This window comes from Bacillus licheniformis DSM 13 = ATCC 14580 (genome assembly GCF_000011645.1).
GTDB classification, from domain to species: Bacteria; Bacillota; Bacilli; order Bacillales; family Bacillaceae; genus Bacillus; species Bacillus licheniformis.
Genome location: NC_006270.3, coordinates 3258301 through 3281772, shown reverse-complemented (window position 1 = coordinate 3281772; position 23472 = coordinate 3258301). Strand labels below are relative to the sequence as shown.

At 47.5% G+C, this 23472-nt stretch carries 25 protein-coding genes; 20 read left to right on the top strand and 5 right to left on the bottom strand.

Annotated features, from left to right (window positions below):
* Window positions 1-20: 20 nt before the first annotated feature.
* Window positions 21-1619: a PucR family transcriptional regulator gene (locus TRNA_RS38435; RefSeq protein ID WP_003185012.1), complete on the bottom strand. Its 1599-nt coding sequence runs from the start codon at window positions 1617-1619 to the stop codon at window positions 21-23.
* A gap of 164 nt (window positions 1620-1783) precedes the next feature.
* Here TRNA_RS38435 and allC point away from each other — a divergent pair, with 164 nt between their 5' ends.
* The 3 genes from allC (at window position 1784) to TRNA_RS38420 (ending at window position 5009) form a co-directional block, all read left to right on the top strand.
* On the top strand, window positions 1784-3037 hold the full coding sequence (gene allC, locus TRNA_RS38430; protein ID WP_003185008.1) for an allantoate deiminase: 1254 nt from the start codon (window positions 1784-1786) through the stop codon (window positions 3035-3037).
* A gap of 15 nt (window positions 3038-3052) precedes the next feature.
* The gene (locus tag TRNA_RS38425) at window positions 3053-4279 is read left to right on the top strand and encodes a pyridoxal-phosphate-dependent aminotransferase family protein (RefSeq protein ID WP_011198269.1); all 1227 of its coding nucleotides are present in this window, start codon (window positions 3053-3055) and stop codon (window positions 4277-4279) included.
* A 508-nt stretch (window positions 4280-4787) separates the two neighbouring features.
* Window positions 4788-5009: a hypothetical protein gene (locus tag TRNA_RS38420; RefSeq protein WP_003185004.1), complete on the top strand. Its 222-nt coding sequence runs from the start codon at window positions 4788-4790 to the stop codon at window positions 5007-5009.
* 188 nt (window positions 5010-5197) lie between these two features.
* On the opposite strand, the gene TRNA_RS38415 is transcribed toward TRNA_RS38420, so the two are convergent.
* Window positions 5198-5782: a TetR/AcrR family transcriptional regulator gene (locus TRNA_RS38415; RefSeq protein WP_011198268.1), complete on the bottom strand. Its 585-nt coding sequence runs from the start codon at window positions 5780-5782 to the stop codon at window positions 5198-5200.
* A 90-nt stretch (window positions 5783-5872) separates the two neighbouring features.
* Between TRNA_RS38415 and TRNA_RS38410 the strand changes: the two genes are divergently transcribed.
* From TRNA_RS38410 to TRNA_RS43430, 8 genes are all read left to right on the top strand, one after another.
* Complete coding sequence (locus TRNA_RS38410) at window positions 5873-6406, top strand: hypothetical protein (protein WP_003185000.1); 534 nt, start codon at window positions 5873-5875, stop codon at window positions 6404-6406.
* A 131-nt stretch (window positions 6407-6537) separates the two neighbouring features.
* On the top strand, window positions 6538-7389 hold the full coding sequence (locus TRNA_RS38405) for a DUF72 domain-containing protein (protein ID WP_003184999.1): 852 nt from the start codon (window positions 6538-6540) through the stop codon (window positions 7387-7389).
* 17 nt (window positions 7390-7406) lie between these two features.
* Complete coding sequence (locus TRNA_RS38400; protein ID WP_003184996.1) at window positions 7407-8228, top strand: sulfite exporter TauE/SafE family protein; 822 nt, start codon at window positions 7407-7409, stop codon at window positions 8226-8228.
* A 19-nt stretch (window positions 8229-8247) separates the two neighbouring features.
* Entirely contained in the window at window positions 8248-9603 is a 1356-nt protein-coding gene (locus TRNA_RS38395) for a bifunctional metallophosphatase/5'-nucleotidase (protein ID WP_009329540.1), read from the top strand.
* A gap of 77 nt (window positions 9604-9680) precedes the next feature.
* On the top strand, window positions 9681-9986 hold the full coding sequence (locus TRNA_RS38390; RefSeq protein ID WP_003184991.1) for a YunC family protein: 306 nt from the start codon (window positions 9681-9683) through the stop codon (window positions 9984-9986).
* A 67-nt stretch (window positions 9987-10053) separates the two neighbouring features.
* On the top strand, window positions 10054-10827 hold the full coding sequence (yunB, locus tag TRNA_RS38385) for a sporulation protein YunB (protein ID WP_011198267.1): 774 nt from the start codon (window positions 10054-10056) through the stop codon (window positions 10825-10827).
* A 185-nt stretch (window positions 10828-11012) separates the two neighbouring features.
* On the top strand, window positions 11013-12542 hold the full coding sequence (locus tag TRNA_RS38380) for a sodium-dependent transporter (RefSeq protein WP_003184988.1): 1530 nt from the start codon (window positions 11013-11015) through the stop codon (window positions 12540-12542).
* The gene (locus TRNA_RS43430; RefSeq protein ID WP_003184985.1) at window positions 12539-12652 is read left to right on the top strand and encodes a methionine/alanine import family NSS transporter small subunit; all 114 of its coding nucleotides are present in this window, start codon (window positions 12539-12541) and stop codon (window positions 12650-12652) included. Before TRNA_RS38380 ends, TRNA_RS43430 begins: the two co-directional genes overlap by 4 nt.
* Before the next feature lie 48 nt (window positions 12653-12700).
* Here the strand turns inward: TRNA_RS43430 and TRNA_RS38375 are convergent, their stop codons facing one another.
* Entirely contained in the window at window positions 12701-13681 is a 981-nt protein-coding gene (locus TRNA_RS38375) for a M23 family metallopeptidase (protein WP_003184983.1), read from the bottom strand.
* A gap of 252 nt (window positions 13682-13933) precedes the next feature.
* On the opposite strand from TRNA_RS38375, the gene lipA reads away from it, so the two are divergent.
* Entirely contained in the window at window positions 13934-14830 is an 897-nt protein-coding gene (lipA, locus tag TRNA_RS38370) for a lipoyl synthase (protein WP_011198266.1), read from the top strand.
* A gap of 53 nt (window positions 14831-14883) precedes the next feature.
* On the opposite strand, the gene TRNA_RS38365 is transcribed toward lipA, so the two are convergent.
* Window positions 14884-15507, bottom strand: coding sequence for a YhcN/YlaJ family sporulation lipoprotein (locus tag TRNA_RS38365; RefSeq protein ID WP_003184979.1), 624 nt, complete (start codon window positions 15505-15507; stop codon window positions 14884-14886).
* 102 nt (window positions 15508-15609) lie between these two features.
* Here TRNA_RS38365 and TRNA_RS38360 point away from each other — a divergent pair, with 102 nt between their 5' ends.
* From TRNA_RS38360 to TRNA_RS38350, 3 genes are read left to right on the top strand one after another with little or no spacing between them, the layout of a single operon-like run.
* Window positions 15610-15885: a YutD family protein gene (locus TRNA_RS38360; protein ID WP_003184977.1), complete on the top strand. Its 276-nt coding sequence runs from the start codon at window positions 15610-15612 to the stop codon at window positions 15883-15885.
* 27 nt (window positions 15886-15912) lie between these two features.
* The gene (locus TRNA_RS38355; protein WP_025806013.1) at window positions 15913-16353 is read left to right on the top strand and encodes a DUF86 domain-containing protein; all 441 of its coding nucleotides are present in this window, start codon (window positions 15913-15915) and stop codon (window positions 16351-16353) included.
* 19 nt (window positions 16354-16372) lie between these two features.
* Window positions 16373-17143, top strand: coding sequence for a TIGR01457 family HAD-type hydrolase (locus TRNA_RS38350; protein ID WP_011198265.1), 771 nt, complete (start codon window positions 16373-16375; stop codon window positions 17141-17143).
* A 45-nt stretch (window positions 17144-17188) separates the two neighbouring features.
* Here TRNA_RS38350 and TRNA_RS38345 read toward each other — a convergent pair whose 3' ends face one another.
* Entirely contained in the window at window positions 17189-17689 is a 501-nt protein-coding gene (locus tag TRNA_RS38345) for a phosphatidylglycerophosphatase A family protein (protein WP_003184971.1), read from the bottom strand.
* Between the two features lie 144 nt (window positions 17690-17833).
* Here TRNA_RS38345 and yutH point away from each other — a divergent pair, with 144 nt between their 5' ends.
* From yutH to thrB, 5 genes are all read left to right on the top strand, one after another.
* Window positions 17834-18844, top strand: coding sequence for a spore coat putative kinase YutH (gene yutH, locus TRNA_RS38340; protein WP_011198264.1), 1011 nt, complete (start codon window positions 17834-17836; stop codon window positions 18842-18844).
* A gap of 89 nt (window positions 18845-18933) precedes the next feature.
* Entirely contained in the window at window positions 18934-19896 is a 963-nt protein-coding gene (locus tag TRNA_RS38335) for a 2-hydroxyacid dehydrogenase (RefSeq protein WP_003184968.1), read from the top strand.
* Window positions 19897-20129: 233 nt separating this feature from the next.
* On the top strand, window positions 20130-21431 hold the full coding sequence (locus TRNA_RS38330) for a homoserine dehydrogenase (RefSeq protein WP_003184966.1): 1302 nt from the start codon (window positions 20130-20132) through the stop codon (window positions 21429-21431).
* Entirely contained in the window at window positions 21431-22489 is a 1059-nt protein-coding gene (gene thrC / locus TRNA_RS38325) for a threonine synthase (protein ID WP_003184964.1), read from the top strand. Before TRNA_RS38330 ends, thrC begins: the two co-directional genes overlap by 1 nt.
* Window positions 22486-23406: a homoserine kinase gene (thrB, locus tag TRNA_RS38320; protein ID WP_003184962.1), complete on the top strand. Its 921-nt coding sequence runs from the start codon at window positions 22486-22488 to the stop codon at window positions 23404-23406. Before thrC ends, thrB begins: the two co-directional genes overlap by 4 nt.
* The last annotated feature ends 66 nt before the right edge of the window (window positions 23407-23472 follow it).

The window sequence follows — 23472 nt, the reverse complement described above, 5'->3', positions numbered from 1 at the left end:
TGCCGCGGGGAAGGGATTTCTCACAACCCAAGCAGCATTTGAATTCTGAGCGCGAGTCTCAAGCGCAAGGTCGTGTCCGCATCTTTCAGGCTTTTCCCGAGCAGTTCCTCGCATTTTTCAAGCCTGTAGATGACGGTGTTTCTGTGGATGTACAGGCGCTTGGCCGTTTCAGAAATCTGACAGTGCGTTTCCAGATAGACGGACAATGTTTGCAGGAGCCCTGGGTCATCCTTCGGCAGGCTGGCAAGCTGATGCAGCGCATGCGTGTAAAATGTCTTCAAATCATCAGCCGGAATCATGCGCAAAAGCTCTGACACGTCTTTCATATGGTACGTCTGGATGAACTCGGTGCTGCCTGACAAATGGCCGGAGTGGAGCGCATCGACGGCTTCTTTGCAAATGTGCGGAACGTCTCTCAGCTGATGGCTGAGGTTGCTGATTCCAAAAGAAATCGTCCGCTGAAAATGCTCAGATGCATGGCGCTGAAACGCCTTTAAAAATCCGCCCACGGCTGCATTCATTTCAGCCCAGCTGTCCGTCGCCTCGGCCAGCAGGAAGCATATGTTTCCTTTTGTGAAAAGGTGCGGAGGAAACGGGAAGTCAACCAGCTCTTCTTCCAGGCGTTCGAACACGGAATCTGATTCAAGCTGATTTTCCGTGAAGCTGAGCGATTTTTCGCGGCGGTCCAATTTGCCGGCGATGCACACATATTTTTGATCCCACTTGAGCTGAAATTCTTTTGCTCGGTTTTTAATTTCTTCAGCAGAGGAAAAGGCGCCGTCCAAAAAATTTCTGAAAAACTCGTTCCGCGCTCTTCGCAAATATTGTTTGAGCGCATTTTCCTTCAGCAGCTCAAAGGCGATGACATTGGCGGCTTGTTCGAGGGTTAACAGCAAGCCTTTGTCTGAAGGGGAAATCATCCCGCAGACAACGAGGAAGCCGCATTTTTTTTCATGAGTATAGATCGGAAATACCGAATAGGTTTGTTTGTCGGGAATCGTTGAAAAACAGGTGAGCCCCGTTCTGTTTCCTTTTTGAAATATTCCTTCATAATCCGACAGCGTCCCGGCGGCATCTGCTTTTGAGGAGGCAATCGGCTTGAGGTGCTGATTGAATAGAAGAACGGGAAGCTTTAAAACAGCAGAGACGTTATGCAAGAGCGATTGAATGCTTTTTCCGCTCATAATATGGCTTGTGAACTTTTTTTGAGCGGCGATGGCCTGTTCGAGTTCTGCCGTCCGTTTGTCTAGAATATGGCTCAGTGTATGATTGACAATATCACCGAGGCGGACATCTTCATTTAGCTCGATGATCGGAAATGTCCGCTCGTCGGCAAGCTTGATCACCTCGTCGGGTATTTCCTGCAAAAAGCGGGTTTTGATACCGAGTCCGGCGCAGCCCCGCCTGATCATCCTTTCAATCAATTCCTTCAATAAAAAAGGCCGGTCTTTTAAATGGTATGCGGTCGTGACGAGGAGTTCGCCATGATGCAGATAATCGGCAATATCTGGCGCATCCATCATATTGATGTGTTCAATGTTCCGGGTTACGCCCGCCTTTCCAGCGGCAAGCGTTGCGCCTTTAAATACAGGGAGTTTCATCATGTCATAGATATTCATTGATCTGTACAGGCCTCCTTTGTCATTTTAGTCATTTTCAACAAAAAATGAGCGGATTTGTGACATTTATGCCGATGTTTATTTTTCATGTTACCAGTAAAATTGTATTTATATAGAGAGTTGTAAAGAAATATAACAAGAAAATAGAAAGGAAGTTTCTTTACATGACCATTGGTATTCATAAGACCGGAGAAAGTACAGCCCGCAATATCGAAGACATGATCAATTGGCTGGCATCATTCGGTGAAAGCGGAGAAGGAGGGGTGACAAGGCTTCTCTATTCAAAGCCGTGGCTCAGCGCCCAGCAGTCGTTGAAGGAAAAGATGGAGGACTGGGGAATAGAGCCGTACTTCGATGATGCCGGAAATCTGTTTGGGAGAATAGAAGGTACAGAGAACCGTACGAAAGCGATCTTGACCGGTTCACACATTGATACGGTCATCAACGGAGGGAAATTCGACGGAGCGTACGGGATTTTAGCGAGCCTTTTGTCTGCCAAACACCTTCTGGACACGTACGGCAGGCCGAAAACGTCAATCGAAGTCGTGTCTCTGTGCGAGGAAGAGGGAAGCCGTTTCCCTTTGACTTTTTGGGGATCGGGGAATTTAACGGGCTTGTTTGACTGTCAAAAGACGCCGGCTGTGCACGATCGGGACGGAGTATCGATTGAGCAGGCGATGAAAGATTGCGGTTTCGGAAAACGGCGGTACAGGCGCCCGTTCAGGCGTGATGTGAAGTGCTTTATCGAGCTTCATATTGAACAGGGGAGCATTCTTGAGGAGAGCGGCCGTCAAATCGGCATTGTCACGGACATCGTCGGACAAAGACGGTTTACGGTTATGGTCAAGGGAGAAAGCAACCATGCCGGGACGACGCCGATGAACGCCAGAAAAGATGCGGTGGCCGTCTCGGCATTGTGCATTTCCTATTTGACGAACAAGGCTAAAGCTGCTTATCCGCTTTTAACAGCAACGGTCGGGAGGATTGAAGCAAAGCCGAATGTGCCGAATGTCATATCAGGAGAAGCTGTTTTTTCTCTTGATCTCCGCCATCATCATGATGCGGTGTTGGACCGGTATTGCGACGATATTTTTGCTTATTTCACAGAGCTGGCCGGCGAATGGAACGTTCAGATCACAGTTGAACAGACGACGGATGCGAAGCCTGTGAGGATGGACCGGGATTTGATTCAACTCTCAAAACAGTCGGCCGAGGATCTTGACGTATCCTATCAGGAGATGGTCAGCGGGGCGGGGCACGATGCCCAGGTTTTCGGCCCGCATTGCCCGACGTCACTGCTGTTCGTTCCGAGCCGGAAGGGCATCAGCCATTCGCCGGAAGAATGGACAAAACCGGCTGATCTTGCAGCCGGCGTTGAGCTCTTGACTCATGTATTATACAGGCTGGCATATGAATGAAAGGAGAAAAAGATCATGACAATTGGCGAAATGAATATTCCGAAACGGACAATTATGACTCCCGGTCCTGTCGAGGTTCATCCGAGAGTGCTGAGGGCGCTTTCCTCACCTGTACTGGGACAGTTCGATCCTGCATTTACAGACATGATGAACGACGTCATGGCGCTGCTTCGGCAGATTTTCCGAACGACAAATAAATGGGCATTCCCGATAGACGGGACATCGCGGGCCGGGCTTGAAGCCGTCCTTGCCAGTCTCATCAAACCGGGGGACAGGGTGCTCATTCCCATTTTCGGACGGTTCGGCTATCTGCTTGCCGAGATTTGCGAACGGTACCAGGCTGATGTTTATACAATGGAATGCCCGTGGGGAGACGTTTTTGAACCGAAAGAGGTCATCTCCGAAATCAAACGGACGAAACCGGAGATTGTTGCGGTTGTGCACGGCGAGACATCGACGGGATGCATTCAGCCGCTCGAAGAAATTGGCCGGGCCTGCCGGGAGCTTGATGTGCTTTGTGTAGTCGATGCGGTGGCTACAATCGGCGGCACGGATGTCAATACGGATGAATGGTGTCTTGACGCGGTCGTCGGCGGTACGCAAAAGTGTTTATCCGTTCCTTCAGGTATGGCGCCGATCACATTTAACAGCCGGGTTGAAAAGCGCATCAATGAAAGGAAAAAGGTAGAACGGGGCATTGCCACAAGAGAAGATATCGTGCTTGAAACGGGACGCTTGCCGATTTCCAGCAATTATTTTGACCTCGGCATGCTGATGGATTATTGGAGCCCGAGGCGCCTTAATCATCATACAGAAGCGACTTCGATGCTGTACGGCTTGCGCGAAGGAGCGCGGGTCGTTCTTGAGGAAGGGCTCCGCGAGCGATTCTCAAGACACCGGCTCCATGAAACAGCACTAATCAAGGGCATCAAAGCGATGGGACTCGAATTGTTTACGGAAGGCCGGAAAAAGCTGCCGACCGTCACTTGTGTGAAAGTTCCTGATCGGGTTGACGCAGATCTTGTCAGGAAGATGATGCTTGACGACTTCGGCGTCGAAATCGCCAGCTCTTTCGGGCCGCTGGCCGGAAAGATATGGAGAATCGGAACGATGGGATACAGCTGCCGGAAAGAAAATGTTCTTTTTACATTGGCTGCTCTCGAAGCTGTTCTCATTCGCACAGGTGCTTCAGTATCGCCGGGAAATGCGCTTCAGGCGGCACTGGATTTCTATCATGAGTAGGCTTCTGAGATAGAGGAAGGCTCGTGTTTGACGGCTCCGGCACGCGCGGGGCAACAGGTGGAACATGGCTGAACGAAAGAGATACAAAAAGCGGTTCACTAGTGCAGAAAAACAGCCTGCGATCAGGCTGTTTTTTTTGTGATGACCAGCAAAATAATTTGTGAAATCAATTTGTAATTTGAAAAATTTTGCAGAGGTTTATGCTATATTAGACTTGTGAATAAATAAAGGAGGTATCAAGGTAGAAGAGGCGGAAATAATGACAACGCCTCCAATCGCTAGCAAAAGAAGAAGTTGCAAAACAGTCAAATATCTCCATTCAGAGAAGATAAACTTACACTGATCCACCTCATGAGCCTACTTCCCCAGAAAATAAAGATCACCTCTCTCGTTAACGCTTTCAGGACCGGCTCCTAAAATATGAATAAACGGTGTCCCGGAAAGCTGAAATACATAAAAATAGAAACTCAATGCTGTGCTTAGGAAAAATTATTTTAAGGAGAGAATAATGAAGAAAAAACGGTTCGGAATCTTGTTCTTGGTTCTTTTCTTGTTACTGTTTAATACAGCTTCACAAGCGGCTGATCCAAATCAAAAAACAACTGAAGAAGTACTTCTGAACGCCTTTGATAAGTTTGGTTTAGTTAGTTCTGTGATTGGAAAAACAGACCAGTTATATCAATCGGCCCAGATGATACTCGCAGCGAAGAAAAACTCCGAGAATACTTAGATGAGAACTTACCTCCAGATGCAAAAGAGAAATACGAAATTGAAATTATTAAAAGAAATGTCGAAGAAATGAAGAAGGAAATCCGTGAGAATTTAAAACAAGAGCATTAAATCCAGAAAAGCAGGCTGAGAGGCCTGCTTTTCTGTGGTTGTGTGAGTTCCTTCTGGTGCAATGCGATAGATCTGTTCCTATTCCAACGATCTTAAATAACCCGCCAATACAGTATCGATCCTTTCAGCCGTCAGCCTTTCAGGGGCCATGATCAAATGAAGCGCCAGCCCGTCGACAAGGGCGTATAGATGCTCGGTTTCCTTAAGAACATCGATCCCGGTCTTTTTTTCGGTTTTTACCAGTATTTCAACAGCCGATTTGCAGGCTGAATAAATGCCTTCATTCATCTCCTTTCTCAACGGTTTGAGCTCCGGATCGCTGAGCGATTTGGCTGTAAATGCATACCATGCCTCCATTTCCAGTTTTCGCTCTTCATCAAGAGGCATAAGCTGAAAAAGAAGCTGTTTGACGTTTTCAGCCGGTGTACCGTTAAATGTCATGTTTTCGATACGCGTTTTGACCCGGTTTGCCACAAGCCTCATTGAATAAATGAAAAGCTCAGACTGATGAGGAAAATAATGGCGCATCGACCCGGCCGAAAGTCCGGCTTCCTTAGCGACATTTCTGACGGTGCATTGTTCAAGTCCATCTCTGTGAATCACATTCCACACCGCTTCGGCAATTTTTTCTTTTTGTTTTTCGTGATCAACTATTTTTGGCATACACACATTATAACACGGGTGTATTATTTAATACATCTGTGTTATAATTTTTTAGTACGAATGTGTTAAAAAAAGAGAGGCGGATAAAAGGTGATTGGTTTATTGATTTTAGCTTGTGAAATCGGCTTTTGGATTTTTATTCTGCTTGGACTTATTTTTCGCTATATGGCAGGCTGGAAAAAGGCTGGTTTGATCATGTTTGCATGCACACCGGTTTTGGATTTACTGCTTTTGGCTGCAACGTCGCTTGATCTGCACAATGGGGCGCAAGCGGATGTTTTGCACGGCATCGCCGCCGTTTATATCGGCGTCAGCATCGCGTTCGGGAGCCGCATGATCAAATGGGCGGATGAAAGGTTTGCCTATCGCTTTGCCGGAGGTCCGAAGCCTGACAAAGGCCCGCAGTACGGCAGGGAACACGCCAAAAAAGAGCGTGAAGGCTGGTTTCGCCATTTCATCGCATGGCTGATCGGAGCGGCTCTGCTGGCCGGGATGCACCTGTTCATCGGCGACCCGGAAAGAACGGAACCATTAATCCGCATCGCTTCTTTATGGTCGATCATCCTTGTCATCGATTTTTTGTACAGTTTCAGCTTTACCCTTTTTCCGAGGAAAGCCCGTTAAAAGAAGCCGGATGTCCGGCTTCTTTTTCATGTTCAAGTATCCCGCCGCTGAAAAAGGAAATGCTACAAGCAGACCTGGATCAAGATTTTCGAAAAAAACCTGTGATAAACTAAAAGAAGAGGTGAACTGCATTGATTTATATTGGATTAACAGGATGGGGGGATCATGACAGCCTGTATCCGCCCAAGACAAGCAGTCAAAACAAGCTGATCCACTATTCATCGCATTTTCCGATCGTCGAGCTTGATGCGAGCTTTTACGCGATACAGCCCGAGCGGAACAATGAAAAGTGGGTAAAGGAGACGCCGGAAACCTTTCAGTTTATCGTTAAGGCATATCAGGGAATGACAGGGCATCAGCGCGGGGAAATCCCCTTTGAAACGAAAGACGACATGTTTGCTGCTTTTAAGCTCTCATTAACGCCATACATAAAAGCGGGTAAGCTGGCGATGGTCCTCTTTCAGTTTCCGCCATGGTTTGATTGCAAGAAAGAAAACGTCAATTACTTAAGATGGGTAAAAGAGAAAATGGGAGATATCCCGTGTGCGCTTGAATTCAGGCATAGGTCATGGTTTATGCCCCAGTTTTACGACAAAACGCTCGCTTTTATGGAGGAGCAGCAATGGATTCACAGCATTTGCGATGAACCCCAGGCGGGCGAAGGCAGCATCCCGACTGTTCTTCACGCGACTGACAGCCGGAAAACGCTCGTCCGTTTTCACGGCCGCAACAAGGAAGGCTGGTTAAGGCCATCTTCCGGTCAAAATTGGCGTGAGGTCAGATATTTGTATTTATATAATGAACAAGAATTAAAAGACTGGAAAAGAAACCTTGAGCTGCTTGAACAGCAGTCGAAAAACGTTTACGTGCTGTTTAATAACAATTCGGGCGGTGATGCGGCTCAAAACGGTAAGCAAATGATGGAGCTGCTCAACATTGAATACAAAGGGCTTACGCCAAGGCAGCTCGATTTATTCAGCTAGAAAAGAGGACTTATTTTATGGAATATCTTATCTTGATCATACTCGGGTTTATCGCGGGAACCATCGGCAGTCTTGTCGGGCTCGGCGGAGGGATCGTCATCGTTCCCTCGCTCCTTTTTCTGGCGGGGCTGCCGACGCTGTTTGACCATGTGACACCGCAGATGGCGGTCGGCACATCGCTGGTCGTCATCATATTCACAGGGCTTTCTTCAACGATTGCGTATATGAAGTATAAAACCGTTGACTATAAAAGCGGCCTTATTTTTTTCATCGGCTCGGGGCCGGGCAGCATCGTCGGTGCCCATGTATCGACATATTTTAGCTCAGACTCGTTTTCTCTATGGTTCGGGATTTTTATGATCCTCATTTCCCTTTCCTTAATGATAAAGAAAAGGGTGAAACCTGCCGAGAAAAAGCATACGGGCGTTATCAGAACGTTCACAGGTGATGAAGGACAGGAATATACGTATTCATACCATCCTTTAGCCGGAATCGCGATCGCCTTTTTTGTGGGCTTTCTCGGCGGGCTTTTCGGCATCGGAGGCGGCTCGCTGATGGTGCCGGCGATGATTCTTCTGTTTTTATTTCCGACAAGGGTCGCCGTTGCGACATCGATGTTTATCATTTTCCTTTCATCTGTCGCGGGCTCTGCCGGCCATGTCATCTCGGGACATGTCAACTGGCTTTATGCGCTTGCATTGATCCCGGGCGCCTGGTTTGGCGGACAGCTCGGCGCCTACATTAACAAAAAGATGCAGACAAAGACGATCGTATTGATCATGCGGTTCGTATTGATTCTCATCGGAATCAGATTAATCTATCAAGGCGTGTTTAGTTAAACGTTAGGGAGAGATTTGCATGACGGAAAAGCTCCATATCTACCATACGAACGATTTGCACAGCCATTTTGAAAACTGGCCGAAAATCGTCGATTACATTCAGACACAAAGACAGAAACATGAAGAGCAGGGGGAAGAAGTGCTTTTGTTCGACCTCGGCGATCATGTCGACAGATTCCATCCGATATCTGAGGCTACCTTCGGAAAAGCGAATGTGGAGCTGTTGAACCGTCTGCAGTATGATGCTGCAACGATCGGGAACAATGAAGGAATTACACTGCCGCATCAGGAGTTGGATACACTTTATGACAACGCTCAGTTTCCTGTCGTTGTCTCCAATTTGTTTGACGGAGAAGGGAAGAGGCCCGGCTGGGCAGCGCCGTATTTGCTCAAAAAGGTGAAGAGCGGCGCAACTCTTGCCATTCTCGGTGTGACAGTCCCGTACTATCCGATCTATCGCCAGCTTGGCTGGACGGTTACAGACGCATTTGAAAGCATCGGAGAGATGCTAAGTGAAATCAAAGAAAAAGCCGACACTGTCATCCTTCTTTCACACCTTGGCATTTTGGACGATCAGCGCGTCGCGGAGGCTTTTCCCGAAATCGACCTGATCCTCGGCTCCCACACCCATCACCTGCTTGAAGAAGGGATGATGAAAGACGGCGTTATGCTGGCCTGCGCGGAAAAGTACGGGAACTATGTCGGTCATGTTGAACTGACATATAACGGAGCGCTTGAGAACATCACAGCAACCGTCATGAAGACGGCAGATTGGAATGAAGAATCAGAGGAGACGATTCGTTTTCTGAAGGAAAAAGAGAGAGAAGCCGGACATCTCCTTGAAGAGGAAATTGCGACATTGGACAACACCCTTGAAACCGCCTGGTTCCGCAGAAGCGCCCTTCCGCAAATGCTGGCAGATGCCTTAAAGGAATGGTGTGAGGCGGAAATCGGGATGGTCAACTCAGGCATTGTGCTGGAGTCTCTTTCACAAGGTCCGGTGACGAAAGCCGATGTTCACCGCATCTGTCCGCATCCGATTAATCCGGTCAAACTGAAGCTGACGGGACGAGAGCTGAAAGAGGTCATCCTCCATGCATCATCAGAACAAACCGAGAAGCTGCGCATTAAAGGGCTCGGTTTTCGCGGCGAAGTGATGGGGAAGATGCTGTATGCCGGCCTTGACCCGGAAAAGCTCTCCGTCAACGGAGCGGACATTGAAGATGATGCGTTCTACACGCTCGCCACGATTGATATGTTTACACTCGGAACGCTGTTTCCTGTTATCCGCGATGCGGAAGATATTGACTACTTTATGCCTGAATTCCTGCGCGATCTGCTCGCCTGGAAGCTGAAAAAAGCAAACCGGTCCTAAACAGATCTCTAAGATTCGGGGCAAACCGGAACATGTCTCTCGCTTTATCATACATTAATGGTAAAGGAGGGATAGCGATGGTAAATTTAACTCCGATCATGATAGAAGATCAGCCGTTTACGGCTGTAACGGTCAAACTGCCGAAAACGAACTTTATGGCGGTAACCAATGACCATGGATATATTATGTGCGGAGCGCTTGATGTCGCCCTGCTGAATGATAAATTAAAAGAACGGAAAATCGTCGCCGCCAGAGCCGTCGGCGTGCGGACGATCGATCAGCTTCTCGAAGCCCCGCTCGAATCTGTAACCGATGCGGCCGGAGAGCTCGGCATTCATCCCGGAATGAGCGGAAAAGAAGCCCTTTTAAAAATGGTGAAATAAAGTTGTCTGATTGAATCGTATATCCCCTCTTACAAGCATACACTTGTGATGTAAGGGGGGATTTTGCTTGCGAAGACTTCGCGGCCCTCTGTCAAAAAGAGGACCTTTGCCTTTGCGATATGTCATGCTGCTTTCGTTTATATTTTTTATTTTTTCAACGGCCGTCAGCCTGTTGATTATCAACTCATCCATCAAACCGACCCTTCTGAACATCGCTGAAATGGAAACGAACCGGATTGCGACCCACGTCATCCAGGAAGCCGTCGAGGATTATATGAGCCAAGATGAAAATGTGAAAAATCTAGTAGAAATGAAGACGAATGAAAATGGAAAAGTAACAACAATTGATTTCAACTCTCATGGTCTTAGTGGTATGCATTCGAAAATTACGAAACAACTTCACGAAAAGCTGAAGGAAACAGAAACAGAAGAATTTAATTCTTCTGCGAAAACTCCCGAAGGTAAGAATGATGGTGTAATCTATAATATTCCTCTGGGTCAGGCAACGGGAAACTCGCTTCTTGGAAACCTGGGGCCGAAAATACCTGTACGGTTTAATGTTGTGGGGGATGTCTTTACAGATTTTAAGCAAAGTGTCGAGCCATATGGTATTAATAATGCATTAATAAATGTCGGTGTGCTTGTCGAAGTCAAGGTCCGTGTCGTCATACCGTTTGCGACAAAAACGGCGGTTGTCAAAAATACGATTCCGGCAACGATTCAAGCTGTGCACGGAGAAGTACCCGACTTCTACAGCGGCAACGGCAGCCAAACGGCGCCATCGATTCAGATCCCTTCAAAGGATGAAAAAACAGAGCAAAAAAAGGAACAAAAAGAGTAATGATTTCCAGGCATTCTGCAAACATCAGGCAGAATGCTTTTTTTCGCGCGGCCTAGAAATGACATGCGTCTATTTTCTTAAAAAAATACTTTGACTTAGGCAAAAAGACTGTATATACTATTCAATAATAATTATTAGAAAATTCACTGTTTTCAGATGTTTCAAAAAGGTAAAGGAGGAAGCTTATGGATAATCGTCCGCAATGGGGAACAAGAGCGGGTTTTATTTTAGCAGCCGTCGGTTCTGCGATCGGTTTGGGGAATATTTGGAGATTCCCGGCAGTAGCTTATGAAAACGGGGGAGGCGCGTTCTTTCTGCCATATTTGTTCGCGCTCTTGACAGCAGGAATTCCTCTTCTCATCATGGAATTTACAATCGGTCATAAATACAGAGGCTCAGCCCCGCTGTCCTATGCCAGGATGGGGAAAGGGAAGGAATGGATCGGCTGGTGGCAGGTCGCCATCTCATTTGTCATCTCGACGTATTATGCCGTTATCGTGGCATGGGCCATTTCTTACACTGTCTTTTCATTCAATTTAGGTTGGGGTAAAAATACAGAAAATTTCCTAATGAATAAATATTTAAACAGAATTGATATCGGGGGAGGAGCCATCGGCCAATTCGGCGGCTTCGTGCCGGGCGTCCTGATTCCGCTCGCGATTGTATGGATTGTTTCATTGGGGATTTTATTTGCCGGAGTCAAAAAAGGAATCGAAATCGCGAACCGCATTTTCATTCCGCTGCTTGTGGTCTTATTTTTTATCATTGTCATTTATTCGATAACACTTGATGGGGCTGCACAAGGACTGAATGCCTTTTTCACGCCTGATTGGAGCCAGATTACAAACGGAAAAGTGTGGGTGGCGGCCTACGGCCAAATTTTCTTCAGTCTGTCGATTGCGTTTGCCATCATGATTACGTATTCCAGCTATTTGCCGAAAAAATCCGATATTACAAACAATGCGTTTATCACCGGCTTTGGGAACTCGTCATTTGAACTGCTGGCCGGAATCGGGGTATTCAGTGCGCTGGGCTTTATGGCTGCGCAGCAAGGCGTTCCAGTCAAAGAAGTCGTCTCTTCGGGAATCGGTTTGGCGTTCGTCGTCTTCCCGCAAATCATCAATGAGTTTCCGGCGTTTAATGCGTTTTTCGGATTTTTATTCTTTGGCTCGCTCGTTTTGGCAGGTCTGACATCTCTCATTTCTATCTCTGAAACATATGTTGCCGCGATTCAGGATAAATTCAACGTTCCGCGGCGGAAAGCCGTCCTGTTCGGCGGAGGGGCTGCTGCATTGTGTTCGCTCGTATTTGCGACGAAAGGCGGACTGTTCTTCCTCGATGCGGCCGATTACTTTATCAACAATTTCGGAGTGGCGCTTGCCGGATTGATCGAAGTCGTTGCGATTGCATGGTTTGCGAAAGAGCTGAAAGCTCTGCAGGCTCACGCCAATTCGGTTTCCGACATTCAGCTCGGCGCTTGGTGGAGAATCTGCCTGAGCGTCGTCACCCCGATTGTTCTGGGGTATATGATGTTTGATAATATCAAGACGAATATCACAACAGCCTATGGCGACCTGCCGGTTGAATTCCTCCTGAAATGGGGATGGTGCGTCGCTTTTGGAGCGATCGCAGCCGGATTTATCCTTTCGCTTTCAAAATGGAAGAATGGGCTGGCATATACGCCATTTCAACATGACAAGGAGGTTTCCTCATGAACGGCGCATCTATAGCAATGATGGTGATCGGCATCGTCATTATTTGGGGAGGATTGGCCGCAAGCATTATCAATGCGGTTGTGAAAAGCAAGAAAAGCCAGGCCGGCTAACCTCTTAAAGTGCAAGACATCCCTATTCTTTTGAAATAGGGATGTCTTTTATTTTTTCTTTCGAAGTTCCTTCCGTTCCCATGCCTTTAAATGAGGATAAGGGTCAAAAGACCACTCTGTTCTTCCATTGTCTTTATACATGCCGTAGTGAAGGTGGGGCGGGAATTTTCCCGATGTTCCCGGCGGCCCGTATCCCGTCGCTCCAACTGAGCCGATCACCTGGCCGGGCTCGACGATTTCTCCCACTTTCAAGCCTTTTGTGAAACCGTTCAAATGAGCGAAATAATGGTACGTATTGTTGATGTCTCTGATTCCGATCCGCCATCCGCCGAAACGGTTCCAGCCTTTCATTTCCACAATGCCGTAGCATGTCGACCGGACGGGGAGGCCGTAATGGGCGAACAAATCCGTCCCTTCGTGAATGCGTCTGCCCCCGAATCCGCGGGCATCTCCCCATGTGCTTCTATAGCTGTAATCTGATCTTACGGGAAGGGGAAAGGCGTGCTTGCCCAAATCAATGTGGCCGTATTTTTGAAAAAGCCTGATAAAGCCTGATATGATGCCGACCGTCTGATCCCTTTCGTAAAACTCCCACAGACCGATGCGGATATTTTCAATGTCCCTTCCGTATGTCAACAAGTATTGTCCAAACGTATAAAGGACGTCTTCATCCTGATCCGGTTCTGCGAGTCCGTCTCCGTTTCCGTCCATTCCAATTCCGTCAAAAACCTTGATGCTGAGCGGCGATGTATCTTTAGGATTGGGGTTTTCAGGTCCGCTCCACACGCTTTGCGGAATATATATCCCGGTGTGCCCTTTTTGCTTCGGCAAGTCTTTGCGGTTTTTGCGGATATTGATTTCGTATTGGTCGACTGCCGCGAAAACATACCAAGGAATATGGGTTGCGGCTTCTGTCTTATGATAAAGGGCCATTCTCTTTTGCAGATCGGGCTCTTTTTTCTCCTTTGCAAGAGCGCACGGCTGCAAGATGAGCAAAAGGAGGATGAGAACGGATAATACAGCTTTCACAGTGTCCTTAGCTCCTTTCAGTTTGAATACGGTTAGTTTGTGACATCTGCAGAAATCAATAATAAGAAAATGTTAGAAATTCCATCTTGTCTAATCAAGCTCTTGTTCACAAATCTGTACTATGTTAAAGTGACTAAAGATGAAGATTTAGCATTTTTTATTTAAGCGGTTCCAAAGCAGAGGGACTCATCCGGCGCTATGTCACAAATTTCGTATTGAACATGACTACTATCCACAATGGAGATGATGGAATTGGCAAAGAAAGACGAGCACCTAAGAAAGCCCGAATGGCTTAAAATCAAGCTGAACACGAATGAAAACTATACGGGCTTAAAAAAATTAATGCGGGAAAACAACCTCCATACGGTCTGCGAAGAGGCAAAATGCCCGAACATCCACGAATGCTGGGCCGTCAGACGTACCGCGACCTTTATGATTCTCGGATCTGTCTGTACGAGAGCCTGCCGCTTCTGTGCGGTGAAGACGGGGCTGCCGACAGAGCTTGACTTGAATGAGCCGGAAAGAGTCGCAGATTCTGTGAGCATCATGAACCTGAAACACGCGGTCATTACAGCCGTTGCCCGTGACGATTTAAAAGACGGAGGAGCGGGGGTATTCGCCGAAACCGTACGCGCCGTCCGGAGAAAAAGCCCATTTACAACAATCGAAGTTCTGCCGTCCGATATGGGCGGAGACTATAATAATTTGAAAACGCTGATGGATACGCGTCCGGACATTTTAAACCATAATATTGAAACGGTCCGCCGCCTGACGCCGAGAGTCCGTGCGAGAGCTACATATGAAAGATCATTGGAATTTTTGCGCCGCGCCAAAGAGATGCAGCCGGACATCCCGACGAAATCCAGCATCATGATCGGTCTTGGCGAAACAAAAGAAGAAATCATCGAAACAATGGACGACCTTCTTGCGAACAACGTCGACATCATGGCAATCGGCCAGTATCTGCAGCCGTCCAAAAAACACATTAAAGTACAGAAATATTACCATCCTGACGAGTTTGCCGAACTGAAAGAAATCGCCATGGAAAAGGGCTTCAGCCACTGTGAAGCAGGACCGCTCGTCCGTTCTTCATACCATGCCGACGAACAGGTGAATGAAGCGTCTAAAAAACGCCAGGCGCAGGCATAACATTGGATGAAAAAACGCCAGCCATATGCGCTGGCGTTTTTCTTATTTTCAGGTCAAGATTCGGTCGCCTTTCCTTTTCCGTCAAGGTCGTTTCCGTTTTCATCTGTACCTGTCGTGGTTTTGCCTTGCGGCGATTTTTGCATTTCCTTAATTGTATCGGCCATCAGCTGATCGACGTTTCTTGAATTGGCTCCAAGCCGGCTGAAATTAGCGACGGATTGCATCATGTCCGGATCATCGGAAATATAGATATGGTAATATCTCGGAACGACGGATGCCGCCGTCTTTTTGACTTGATCAGCCGTCTGTTTGCGCTGCCCGGAGTCCGTTTTGTACACGACTAGCGCCTCTTCGTCTGTCACAAGCGCCGACGCATCTTGAATATTGGGAAGCTGAACCGTTAAACTAGATATAATATGCGCCATTTCTTCCCGGTCGATTTGGGGCGCCTGCATTTCTTCCTTGTTTGCGACTGGTGTTGCCTGATGGCGCGCATATCCGAATCTGCCTTTTCGGTTGTCATTTCTGAACTTTTCCTGATATTGAGGGTTCTTGTCTGCAACGTGAACGGTATTTCCGTCTTCGTCATATATATTGTGTTCGGTATCGTTTAAGGCCGTCTGGCAGCCTGCTAAAGGCAGCGCCACCAGCCCTGCTAAAAGAATTTTTTTATTCATCTGCTTTTCCTCCTCATTTATAGCTTTTCCAAAGGGGAGGATTTATTCTTAGCAATTGATGGCGGCCCGGGTTTGAATTATCATATAAAAGAGGTGAAAAGAATGATTGTCGTTCAGAACGCTGCATTTGAAGTCGTCAAAGATGTGAAAAACGGTTTTAACGAAGAAGCGTTTAAAGCCAGATACTCCGACATTTTAAATAAATACGACTACATCGTCGGGGATTGGGGATACAGCCAGCTGAGGCTGAAAGGCTTTTTTGACGATCAAAATCAAAAGGCCACATTTGATACGAAGATCAGCACGCTTGATGAATATATTTACGAGTACTGCAATTTCGGATGTGCCTACTTTGTTTTAAAACGTCTGCGAAAATAAGCGATCATAAAAGGGGATGCACTGATGATGTATTTTGTCGATCGACACAAAATCGAAAACACGCTCAACTTCCTGGAAGAGGAGCTGCGGCTTTATCAAATGCAGGAAGAATGGACTTCCGACGTCGAAAAAAAAGCGCTTGAACGAATCGGCCACACGCTGATCGAATGTATATTGGATATAGGGAACGATATGATTGACGGCTTTATTATGAGAGATCCGGGAAGCTATGACGACATTATGGATATACTGACCGATGAAAAGGTTGTCAGCCAAGCGGAAGGCGACAGTTTGAAACATTTGATCGCCTATCGGAAGACATTGGTCCAAGACTACCTGAACGTCAACCATGAAGAATTGGAAGAGCTGCTCAGCAGGCATGCGGAAACGCTCGAGAAATTTCCGGCGCGGATCCGCGATTATTTAAACCATGAACTCGGTCCGGTATCCGCATTCAAACCGCACTAAACGAACTGGAGTGTACAACATGAAAACATACAAAGGATACTTAATTGATCTTGATGGAACAATGTACAAAGGGACGGAAAAAATCGAAGAAGCATGCGAATTCGTGAGGAAGCTGAAAGACCGGAACATCCCGTATCTGTTTGTCACGAACAACTCGTCGCGCACGCCGAAGCAAGTGGCGGACAAGCTTGTTTCATTTGATATTCCGGCCGAAGAGAGCCAGGTATTCACAACCAGCATGGCAACCGCCAATTTCATCGCCGAACAAAAACCCGATGCTTCCGTATATGTGATCGGCGAAGAAGGGATCCGTCAGGCCATTGAGGAAAAAGGGCTGGCATTCGGCGGGGAAGACGCCGACTTTGTCGTCGTCGGCATCGACCGCGGCATTACATACGAAAAGCTAGCCGTCGGTTGTCTTGCCATCCGCAACGGCGCTACATTCATCTCGACTAACGGCGATATCGCCATTCCTACAGAAAGAGGACTCTTGCCAGGCAATGGTTCTCTCACGTCAGTATTAACTGTTTCTACGCAGACAGAGCCTATTTTTATCGGCAAGCCGGAGCCGATCATCATGGAGCAGGCGATGAAGGTGCTCGGCACAGACATCAGTGAAACGCTGATGGTCGGTGACAATTATGATACGGATATTATGGCGGGAATGAATTCCGGGATGGACACGCTTCTCGTTCATACGGGCGTGACCAAAAAAGAACACCTTGAAGCCTATCAGGAAAAGCCGACATATGTCATTGATTCACTGACAGAATGGCTGGATCGCGTCTAACGCAAAAAACACTTGTCTTTTAAAGACAAGTGTTTTTTTAATGGCTTATTCCGCATCTTTTGCTCGATGCGCCAGTCTGCTGGATGCGGCTGCCGCAATCGCTCCGACGATATCATCCAAGAACGTGTGGCATTCGCCTGTTGATTTATCGTTTAAACGTGCGAGCACTCCCGGTTTGATTTTATCAATATATCCATAATTTGTATAACCAATCGATCCATACAAGTTCACAATGGAGAAGGATAAGATTTCATCGACGCCGTACAGGCTTTCATCTGTCTCGATTAAGGTTTGGAGCGGTTCCATGAGCTTTCTTTGCTCGCCCAGCATATCCAATTGAATCCCTGTGATCACGGCGTTTTGAACTTCACGTTTTTTCATGACCCGGTTGACATTCTCTTCACATTCTTCTTTTGTTAAGTTTGGATGATATTTCTTCTGCAATACGTAGACAAGATCGGCAATTTCCGAAATCTTGACGCCCCGTTTCTCAAGCCATTCTTTTGCTGCTGTTTCGATCTGATGCATGCTGTTGTTTTCCGGCATCATTTTCACCCAATCTTTTTTTACTTAGTGTATACAAACAACTTTAAAAATGTAACGATTTTAGAACTCTTTTTCCAGATCGATTCATAATCGAATCCCTTCATGATTACGATGTGTAGAAGGAGAAAAATTTTGCAGGAAGTGATGTCCGTGAAGGAGCTGATCAAAGAAAAATTCGGAATCTACATTCGCGATCTTACATCGTACTTGTCTTATCAGGCTTTTCATACCCCGAATTCGATGTTTTTGATCGTCCCTGTTTCCCACTTGAGTCAGGATGAGCTGGCGGAATTGTTTAGTATGAGTCAGTATTTGCAAGAACAGCGCGACCCATACGTTTCATCTTTTATATTGACAAAGGACGGGGAGATGACGTTTGAGGAGAATGGCGTCTCATATGTGCTTCTTCAAGCTGCTCCCCGCATGACAAACAGGTCCGTTTCATTTGGTGCGGAGCTCGCCGAATTTCATCACAAGGGAAGGGGATACCCTTACGAGGTAAAAGAAACCTCGCGGATCGGGCAGTGGAAAGAACTTTGGGGGAAACGGCTCGACCAGCTGGAACAATTCTGGATTCAAAAAACGCAGGCAAGGCAGCTGCAGCCCTTTGAAAAACAATTTATCGAATCGTTTCCTTATTATCTCGGTTTAACCGAAAATGCGATTCAATATTTGGCAGATACCGAATTGGATGATCAGCCGCAGGCCGCTGACTCGGGAACGATTTGCCAGCAGCGGCTCACCTGCGAGGCTTTAAGGCGCGAGCCGCTTATTAAAATCCCGATGGAATGGGTGTTTGATCATGCGGCCAGGGATCTTGCGGAATATGCCAGAAGCTTGTTTCACGAAAGGAAAAACTTCAATGAAATCATGTTGTTTCTTCAGCAATACGAACAAGCCGCGCCGCTATCCTCATTTTCTAAGCGGCTGATGTACAGCAGGCTGCTGTTTCCGCTCCACTATTTTGAGACGCTTGAAGGGTACTATATTTCTCCTGAATCAGAGCACCATTATTTTGAAAGCAGACTCGACTATTTATTGTCTCAGGCGCCGGCATATGAGCAATTCCTGAACGGCTTTCAAGAAATGGCGGGCATGAGATCCGCAGGATTGATAAGCATGCCGCCTGTCAATTGGCTGAAAAGGACACCATAGCTTCGCGGTGTTCTTTTCTTCTGTTAACATTTTCGGATTTTTTCGATATGCTTAGAGTGGAAGCTACTCTTAGAAAGGAACGAGGCAGCATGGACAAACCGTTTGTATATGTGACGAGAAAATTACCTGAAGAACAGCTTTCTGCGTTAAAAGAAGAAGCCCATATTGAAATGTGGGAAAAGGAAGAAGAACCGTGTCCGCGCGCCATTCTGAAAGAAAAAGCAAAAAAGGCGCACGGACTGTTGACGATGCTTTCCGACACGATTGATGAGGAGCTTTTAAAAGGCGCGCCGCATTTAAAAGTCGTGGCCAACTTGGCGGTAGGCTATGACAACATCGATGTGGAGGCTGCGCAAAAGCATCGCGTCATCTGCTGCAACACGCCTGGCGTGCTGACAGAGTCAACGGCAGATTTGACGTTTGCTCTGCTGATGGCATCCGCCCGCAGAATCGTCGAAGCGAGCGACTGGATTAGACAAGGGAAGTGGACGGGCTGGGGTCCTCTGCTTTTGGCCGGTGCGGATGTCCATCATAAAACGATCGGCATTGTCGGGATGGGGAGCATCGGACAAGCCGTCGCCCGGCGTGCGAAAGGCTTCGGCATGAAAATTTTATATCATAACCGCACCCGCAATCCAGATGCAGAAGCAGAACTGGGCGCATCCTATCTGCCCTTCGATGAACTGCTTGAACAGGCGGATTTTGTTGTCTGCCTGACACCTCTGACTCATGAAACGAAGCATCTGTTTAACCGCAGCGCTTTTAAAAAGATGAAGCGCTCCGCTATTTTTATCAATGTCTCAAGAGGACAGGTTGTCAATGAAGACGATTTATATGAAGCGCTGGTCGAAAAAGATATTGCCGGCGCAGGACTCGACGTCTTTGCGGAAGAACCTGTGCAAAAGGATCACCCGCTCGTCAGCCTGCCGCAAGTCACCGCGCTGCCTCACATCGGCAGCGCCGCCGTCGAAACGAGAGAAGCCATGATGAGGCTTTGTGCGGAAAATATTGCGCTTGTCCTGAGAGGAAAGCAGGCAAAGACCGAGATTTGACGTTTCTTCCGGCTGCCCTGAGCGGCTCGGAAGATTTTCTTACAAAAATATTTCTGAATATATAGAATCTTATTATATCAACGACTAAAGCGTTTTCACGTTTTGTTTTCAGCAAATGTCATCTTGTCAAAAAAAGAATCCCCCATTATAATGTTTGTAACTTAAATGTCTGCGTTGTGTTTACAAATGTCCTTTCAGAGAGGACGGACAAGAGAGAGAAAGGTGGAATTTCATTGAAGGCGATACGAGTGGGGCTGCTAGGATTAGGAACAGTCGGGAGCGGTGTGGTGAAGATTATTCAGGATCACCAGGATAAGCTGACACACCAAGTCGGATGCCCTGTTACGATTCAAAAAGTTCTTGTAAAAGATAAAGATAAGAAGAGGGATGTCGAGCTTTCCAAAGACGTTCTGACGACTGAAGCCTATGATGTCATTCAAGATCCAGAAGTAGATGTCATTATCGAGGTCATCGGGGGGATCGAGGAGACGAGACGCTATTTGCTTGACGCGCTTCAGGCGAAGAAACACGTCGTGACAGCGAATAAAGATTTGATCGCCCTCTATGGATCGGAACTGACGGCTGCCGCGAAAGAAAACGGCTGCGACCTTTATTTTGAAGCGAGCGTCGCCGGCGGAATTCCGATTTTGCGAAGCCTTGAAGACGGGCTGGCTTCAGACCGGATTACGAAGATGATGGGCATCGTCAATGGAACGACCAACTTTATTTTAACGAAGATGAACAAAGAAAACGCGCCTTATGACGAGGTGCTGAAAGAAGCGCAGGAGCTCGGCTTCGCAGAAGCAGACCCGACAGCTGATGTTGAAGGTCTTGATGCCGCGAGAAAGATGGCGATTTTGGCCAGGCTCGGTTTCTCAATGAATGTCGACCTTGACGATGTCAAAGTGAAAGGCATTTCCCAAGTGTCTGATGAAGACATCAATTTCAGCAAACGGCTCGGCTATACGATGAAGCTGATCGGCATCGCTCAGCGCGACGGACAAAAAGTCGAAGTGAGCGTCCAGCCGACATTGCTGCCGGAGCATCATCCGCTGTCTTCCGTCCATAATGAATTCAATGCGGTTTACGTATACGGCGAAGCCGTAGGGGAAACGATGTTTTACGGACCTGGCGCCGGAAGCATGCCGACTGCAACCGCCGTCGTGTCAGATTTGGTCTCCGTCATGAAAAACATGCGTCTTGGCGTGAACGGCAGCAGCTTTGTCGATCCGCAGTTTGAAAAGAAGATAAAGGCGCCGTCTGAAATCTTTGCCCAGCAGTTTTTAAGAATTCATGTCAAAGACCAGGTTGGTTCGTTTTCGAAAATCACATCGATTTTTTCAGAAAGAGGCGTCAGCTTTGAAAAGATCCTTCAGCTTCCGATTAAAGGCCATGACGACCTGGCTGAGATTGTCATTGTGACACATCATACGTCAGAAGAGGATTTTACGGATATCCTGCAAAAGCTGAACGATCTTGAGGTTGTTCATCAGGTGAAAAGCACTTATCGAGTAGAAGGGAACGGTTGGAGCTAATGTGGAAAGGACTCATCCATCAATATAAAGAATATTTGCCAGTAACGGACAAAACACCGGAATTGACGCTGAACGAGGGAAATACCCCGCTTATTTATCTGCAAAACCTTTCGAAAAAGCTCGGAATCGAGCTTTATGTCAAGACGGAGGGTGTCAACCCTACAGGCTCCTTTAAAGACCGCGGGATGGTCATGGCGGTCGCCAAGGCGAAAGAAGAAGGCAATGACACGATCATGTGCGCTTCGACCGGCAATACGTCGGCTGCTGCGGCGGCTTATGCGGCCCGCGCCAACATGAAGTGCATCGTCATTATTCCAGACGGCAAAATCGCCTTCGGAAAATTGGCCCAAGCCGTCATGTACGGCGCAGAAATCATTGCGATCGACGGAAACTTCGACGATGCCCTGAAAATGGTGCGCAGCATTTGCGAGAAAGAGCCGATTGCGCTGGTCAACTCTGTGAATCCATACCGGATTGAAGGACAGAAAACCGCTTCCTTTGAAATTTGTGAACAGCTGGGCGAAGCGCCTGATATCCTAGCGATTCCTGTCGGAAATGCCGGTAATATAACGGCTTACTGGAAAGGCTTTAAAGAGTATCATGAGAAAAACGGCACAGGCCTGCCGGTCATGAAGGGTTTTCAGGCGGAAGGCGCGGCCCCGATTGTCAAAAACAAAGTAATTGAAAAGCCGGAAACCGTTGCGACAGCGATCAGAATCGGAAATCCGGCTAGCTGGGATAAAGCGGTCAACGCTGCAAAAGAATCGAACGGTAAAATCGATGCAGTGTCAGACGAGGAGATTCTCCACGCTTATCAGCTCCTGGCAAGAGAAGAAGGCGTATTTGCAGAACCGGGATCATGCGCATCCATTGCGGGCGTGCTGAAACAGCTGCAAACGAAAGAGATTCAGCCGGGTGCGAAAGTGGTTGCCGTCTTAACCGGAAACGGCCTGAAAGATCCGAACACAGCCGTTGATGTGTCGCAGATCAAACCTGTCACACTGCCGACAGACGAAGAAGCTATTCTCGAACACTTAAAAGGAGCCGCTCGTGTATGACTGAGGCTGACATGCTGTTTTCCGTTACGGTTCCCGGAAGCACGGCCAATCTTGGCCCGGGCTTTGATTCAGTCGGCATGGCGCTGTCCCGCTATTTAAGACTGTCTGTTTTTCCTCATGATGAGTGGCGTTTTGAAGCTGAAACAGAAGTCGTAGCGGGAATACCTGAAGGAACGGACAATTTAATTTACCAGGTGGCCAAACGGACCGCCGCACACTTCGGAAAAGAACTTCCGCCAAGCCTTGTCAAAGTGTGGAGCGATATTCCGCTTGCGCGCGGTCTCGGCAGCAGCGCAGCCGCAATTGCCGCTGCGGTTGAGCTGGCGAACGAACTTGCCGATTTGAAGCTTTCAGACCGCGAGAAACTTCATTTTGCGAGCCTTGAAGAAGGCCATCCTGACAATGCCGGAGCATCGCTTTTCGGCGGGCTTGTCATCGGACTTCATGAGGAAGATGAAACAGAGATGGTTTCTATGAAAGACATCGATTTGGATGTCGTCGTCGTCATTCCTTTTTATGAAGTGCTGACAAAAGATGCGCGGGATGTTCTTCCCGAAAGCCTCTCTTATCCGAAAGCCGTGGAAGCAAGCGCGGTCAGCAATATGCTCGTCGCCGGACTGATGGCGAAAGATTGGAAGCTTGTCGGCCGCATGATGCAAAAAGACCTCTTTCACCAGCCATACCGAAGGGCGCTCGTCCCTGAGCTTTCGAAAGTGGAGCATGAAGCAGGCCAAAACGGCGCGTTCGGGACGGCTTTAAGCGGAGCCGGCCCGACGATCCTTTCCTTTATTGAAAAAGGAAAAGGAGAGGCGCTGAGAAACCAGCTTGCGTCCAAGTTTCCGCACTGTGAGGTCGACTGCCTTTATGTCCCGGATACAGGCATTATCGTTGAAAGAAAATCAGTAAACAGTGTTTAACGAAAAAAGAGCTTTTTCGGCTCTTTTTTTGTTTGCCTTCAAAACAAGGATTTTTATTTAGGAAGT

Coding starts and splice junctions, on each gene's coding strand:
- TRNA_RS38435 (WP_003185012.1), bottom strand. CDS start 1,619: ATGAATATCTATGACATGATGAAACTCCCTGTATTTAAAGGCGCAACG.
- allC (WP_003185008.1), top strand. CDS start 1,784: ATGACCATTGGTATTCATAAGACCGGAGAAAGTACAGCCCGCAATATC.
- TRNA_RS38425 (WP_011198269.1), top strand. CDS start 3,053: ATGACAATTGGCGAAATGAATATTCCGAAACGGACAATTATGACTCCC.
- TRNA_RS38420 (WP_003185004.1), top strand. CDS start 4,788: ATGAAGAAAAAACGGTTCGGAATCTTGTTCTTGGTTCTTTTCTTGTTA.
- TRNA_RS38415 (WP_011198268.1), bottom strand. CDS start 5,782: ATGCCAAAAATAGTTGATCACGAAAAACAAAAAGAAAAAATTGCCGAA.
- TRNA_RS38400 (WP_003184996.1), top strand. CDS start 7,407: ATGGAATATCTTATCTTGATCATACTCGGGTTTATCGCGGGAACCATC.
- TRNA_RS38395 (WP_009329540.1), top strand. CDS start 8,248: ATGACGGAAAAGCTCCATATCTACCATACGAACGATTTGCACAGCCAT.
- TRNA_RS38390 (WP_003184991.1), top strand. CDS start 9,681: ATGGTAAATTTAACTCCGATCATGATAGAAGATCAGCCGTTTACGGCT.
- TRNA_RS38380 (WP_003184988.1), top strand. CDS start 11,013: ATGGATAATCGTCCGCAATGGGGAACAAGAGCGGGTTTTATTTTAGCA.
- TRNA_RS43430 (WP_003184985.1), top strand. CDS start 12,539: ATGAACGGCGCATCTATAGCAATGATGGTGATCGGCATCGTCATTATT.
- TRNA_RS38365 (WP_003184979.1), bottom strand. CDS start 15,507: ATGAATAAAAAAATTCTTTTAGCAGGGCTGGTGGCGCTGCCTTTAGCA.
- TRNA_RS38360 (WP_003184977.1), top strand. CDS start 15,610: ATGATTGTCGTTCAGAACGCTGCATTTGAAGTCGTCAAAGATGTGAAA.
- TRNA_RS38355 (WP_025806013.1), top strand. CDS start 15,913: ATGTATTTTGTCGATCGACACAAAATCGAAAACACGCTCAACTTCCTG.
- TRNA_RS38350 (WP_011198265.1), top strand. CDS start 16,373: ATGAAAACATACAAAGGATACTTAATTGATCTTGATGGAACAATGTAC.
- TRNA_RS38345 (WP_003184971.1), bottom strand. CDS start 17,689: ATGCCGGAAAACAACAGCATGCATCAGATCGAAACAGCAGCAAAAGAA.
- yutH (WP_011198264.1), top strand. CDS start 17,834: ATGTCCGTGAAGGAGCTGATCAAAGAAAAATTCGGAATCTACATTCGC.
- TRNA_RS38335 (WP_003184968.1), top strand. CDS start 18,934: ATGGACAAACCGTTTGTATATGTGACGAGAAAATTACCTGAAGAACAG.
- thrC (WP_003184964.1), top strand. CDS start 21,431: ATGTGGAAAGGACTCATCCATCAATATAAAGAATATTTGCCAGTAACG.
- thrB (WP_003184962.1), top strand. CDS start 22,486: ATGACTGAGGCTGACATGCTGTTTTCCGTTACGGTTCCCGGAAGCACG.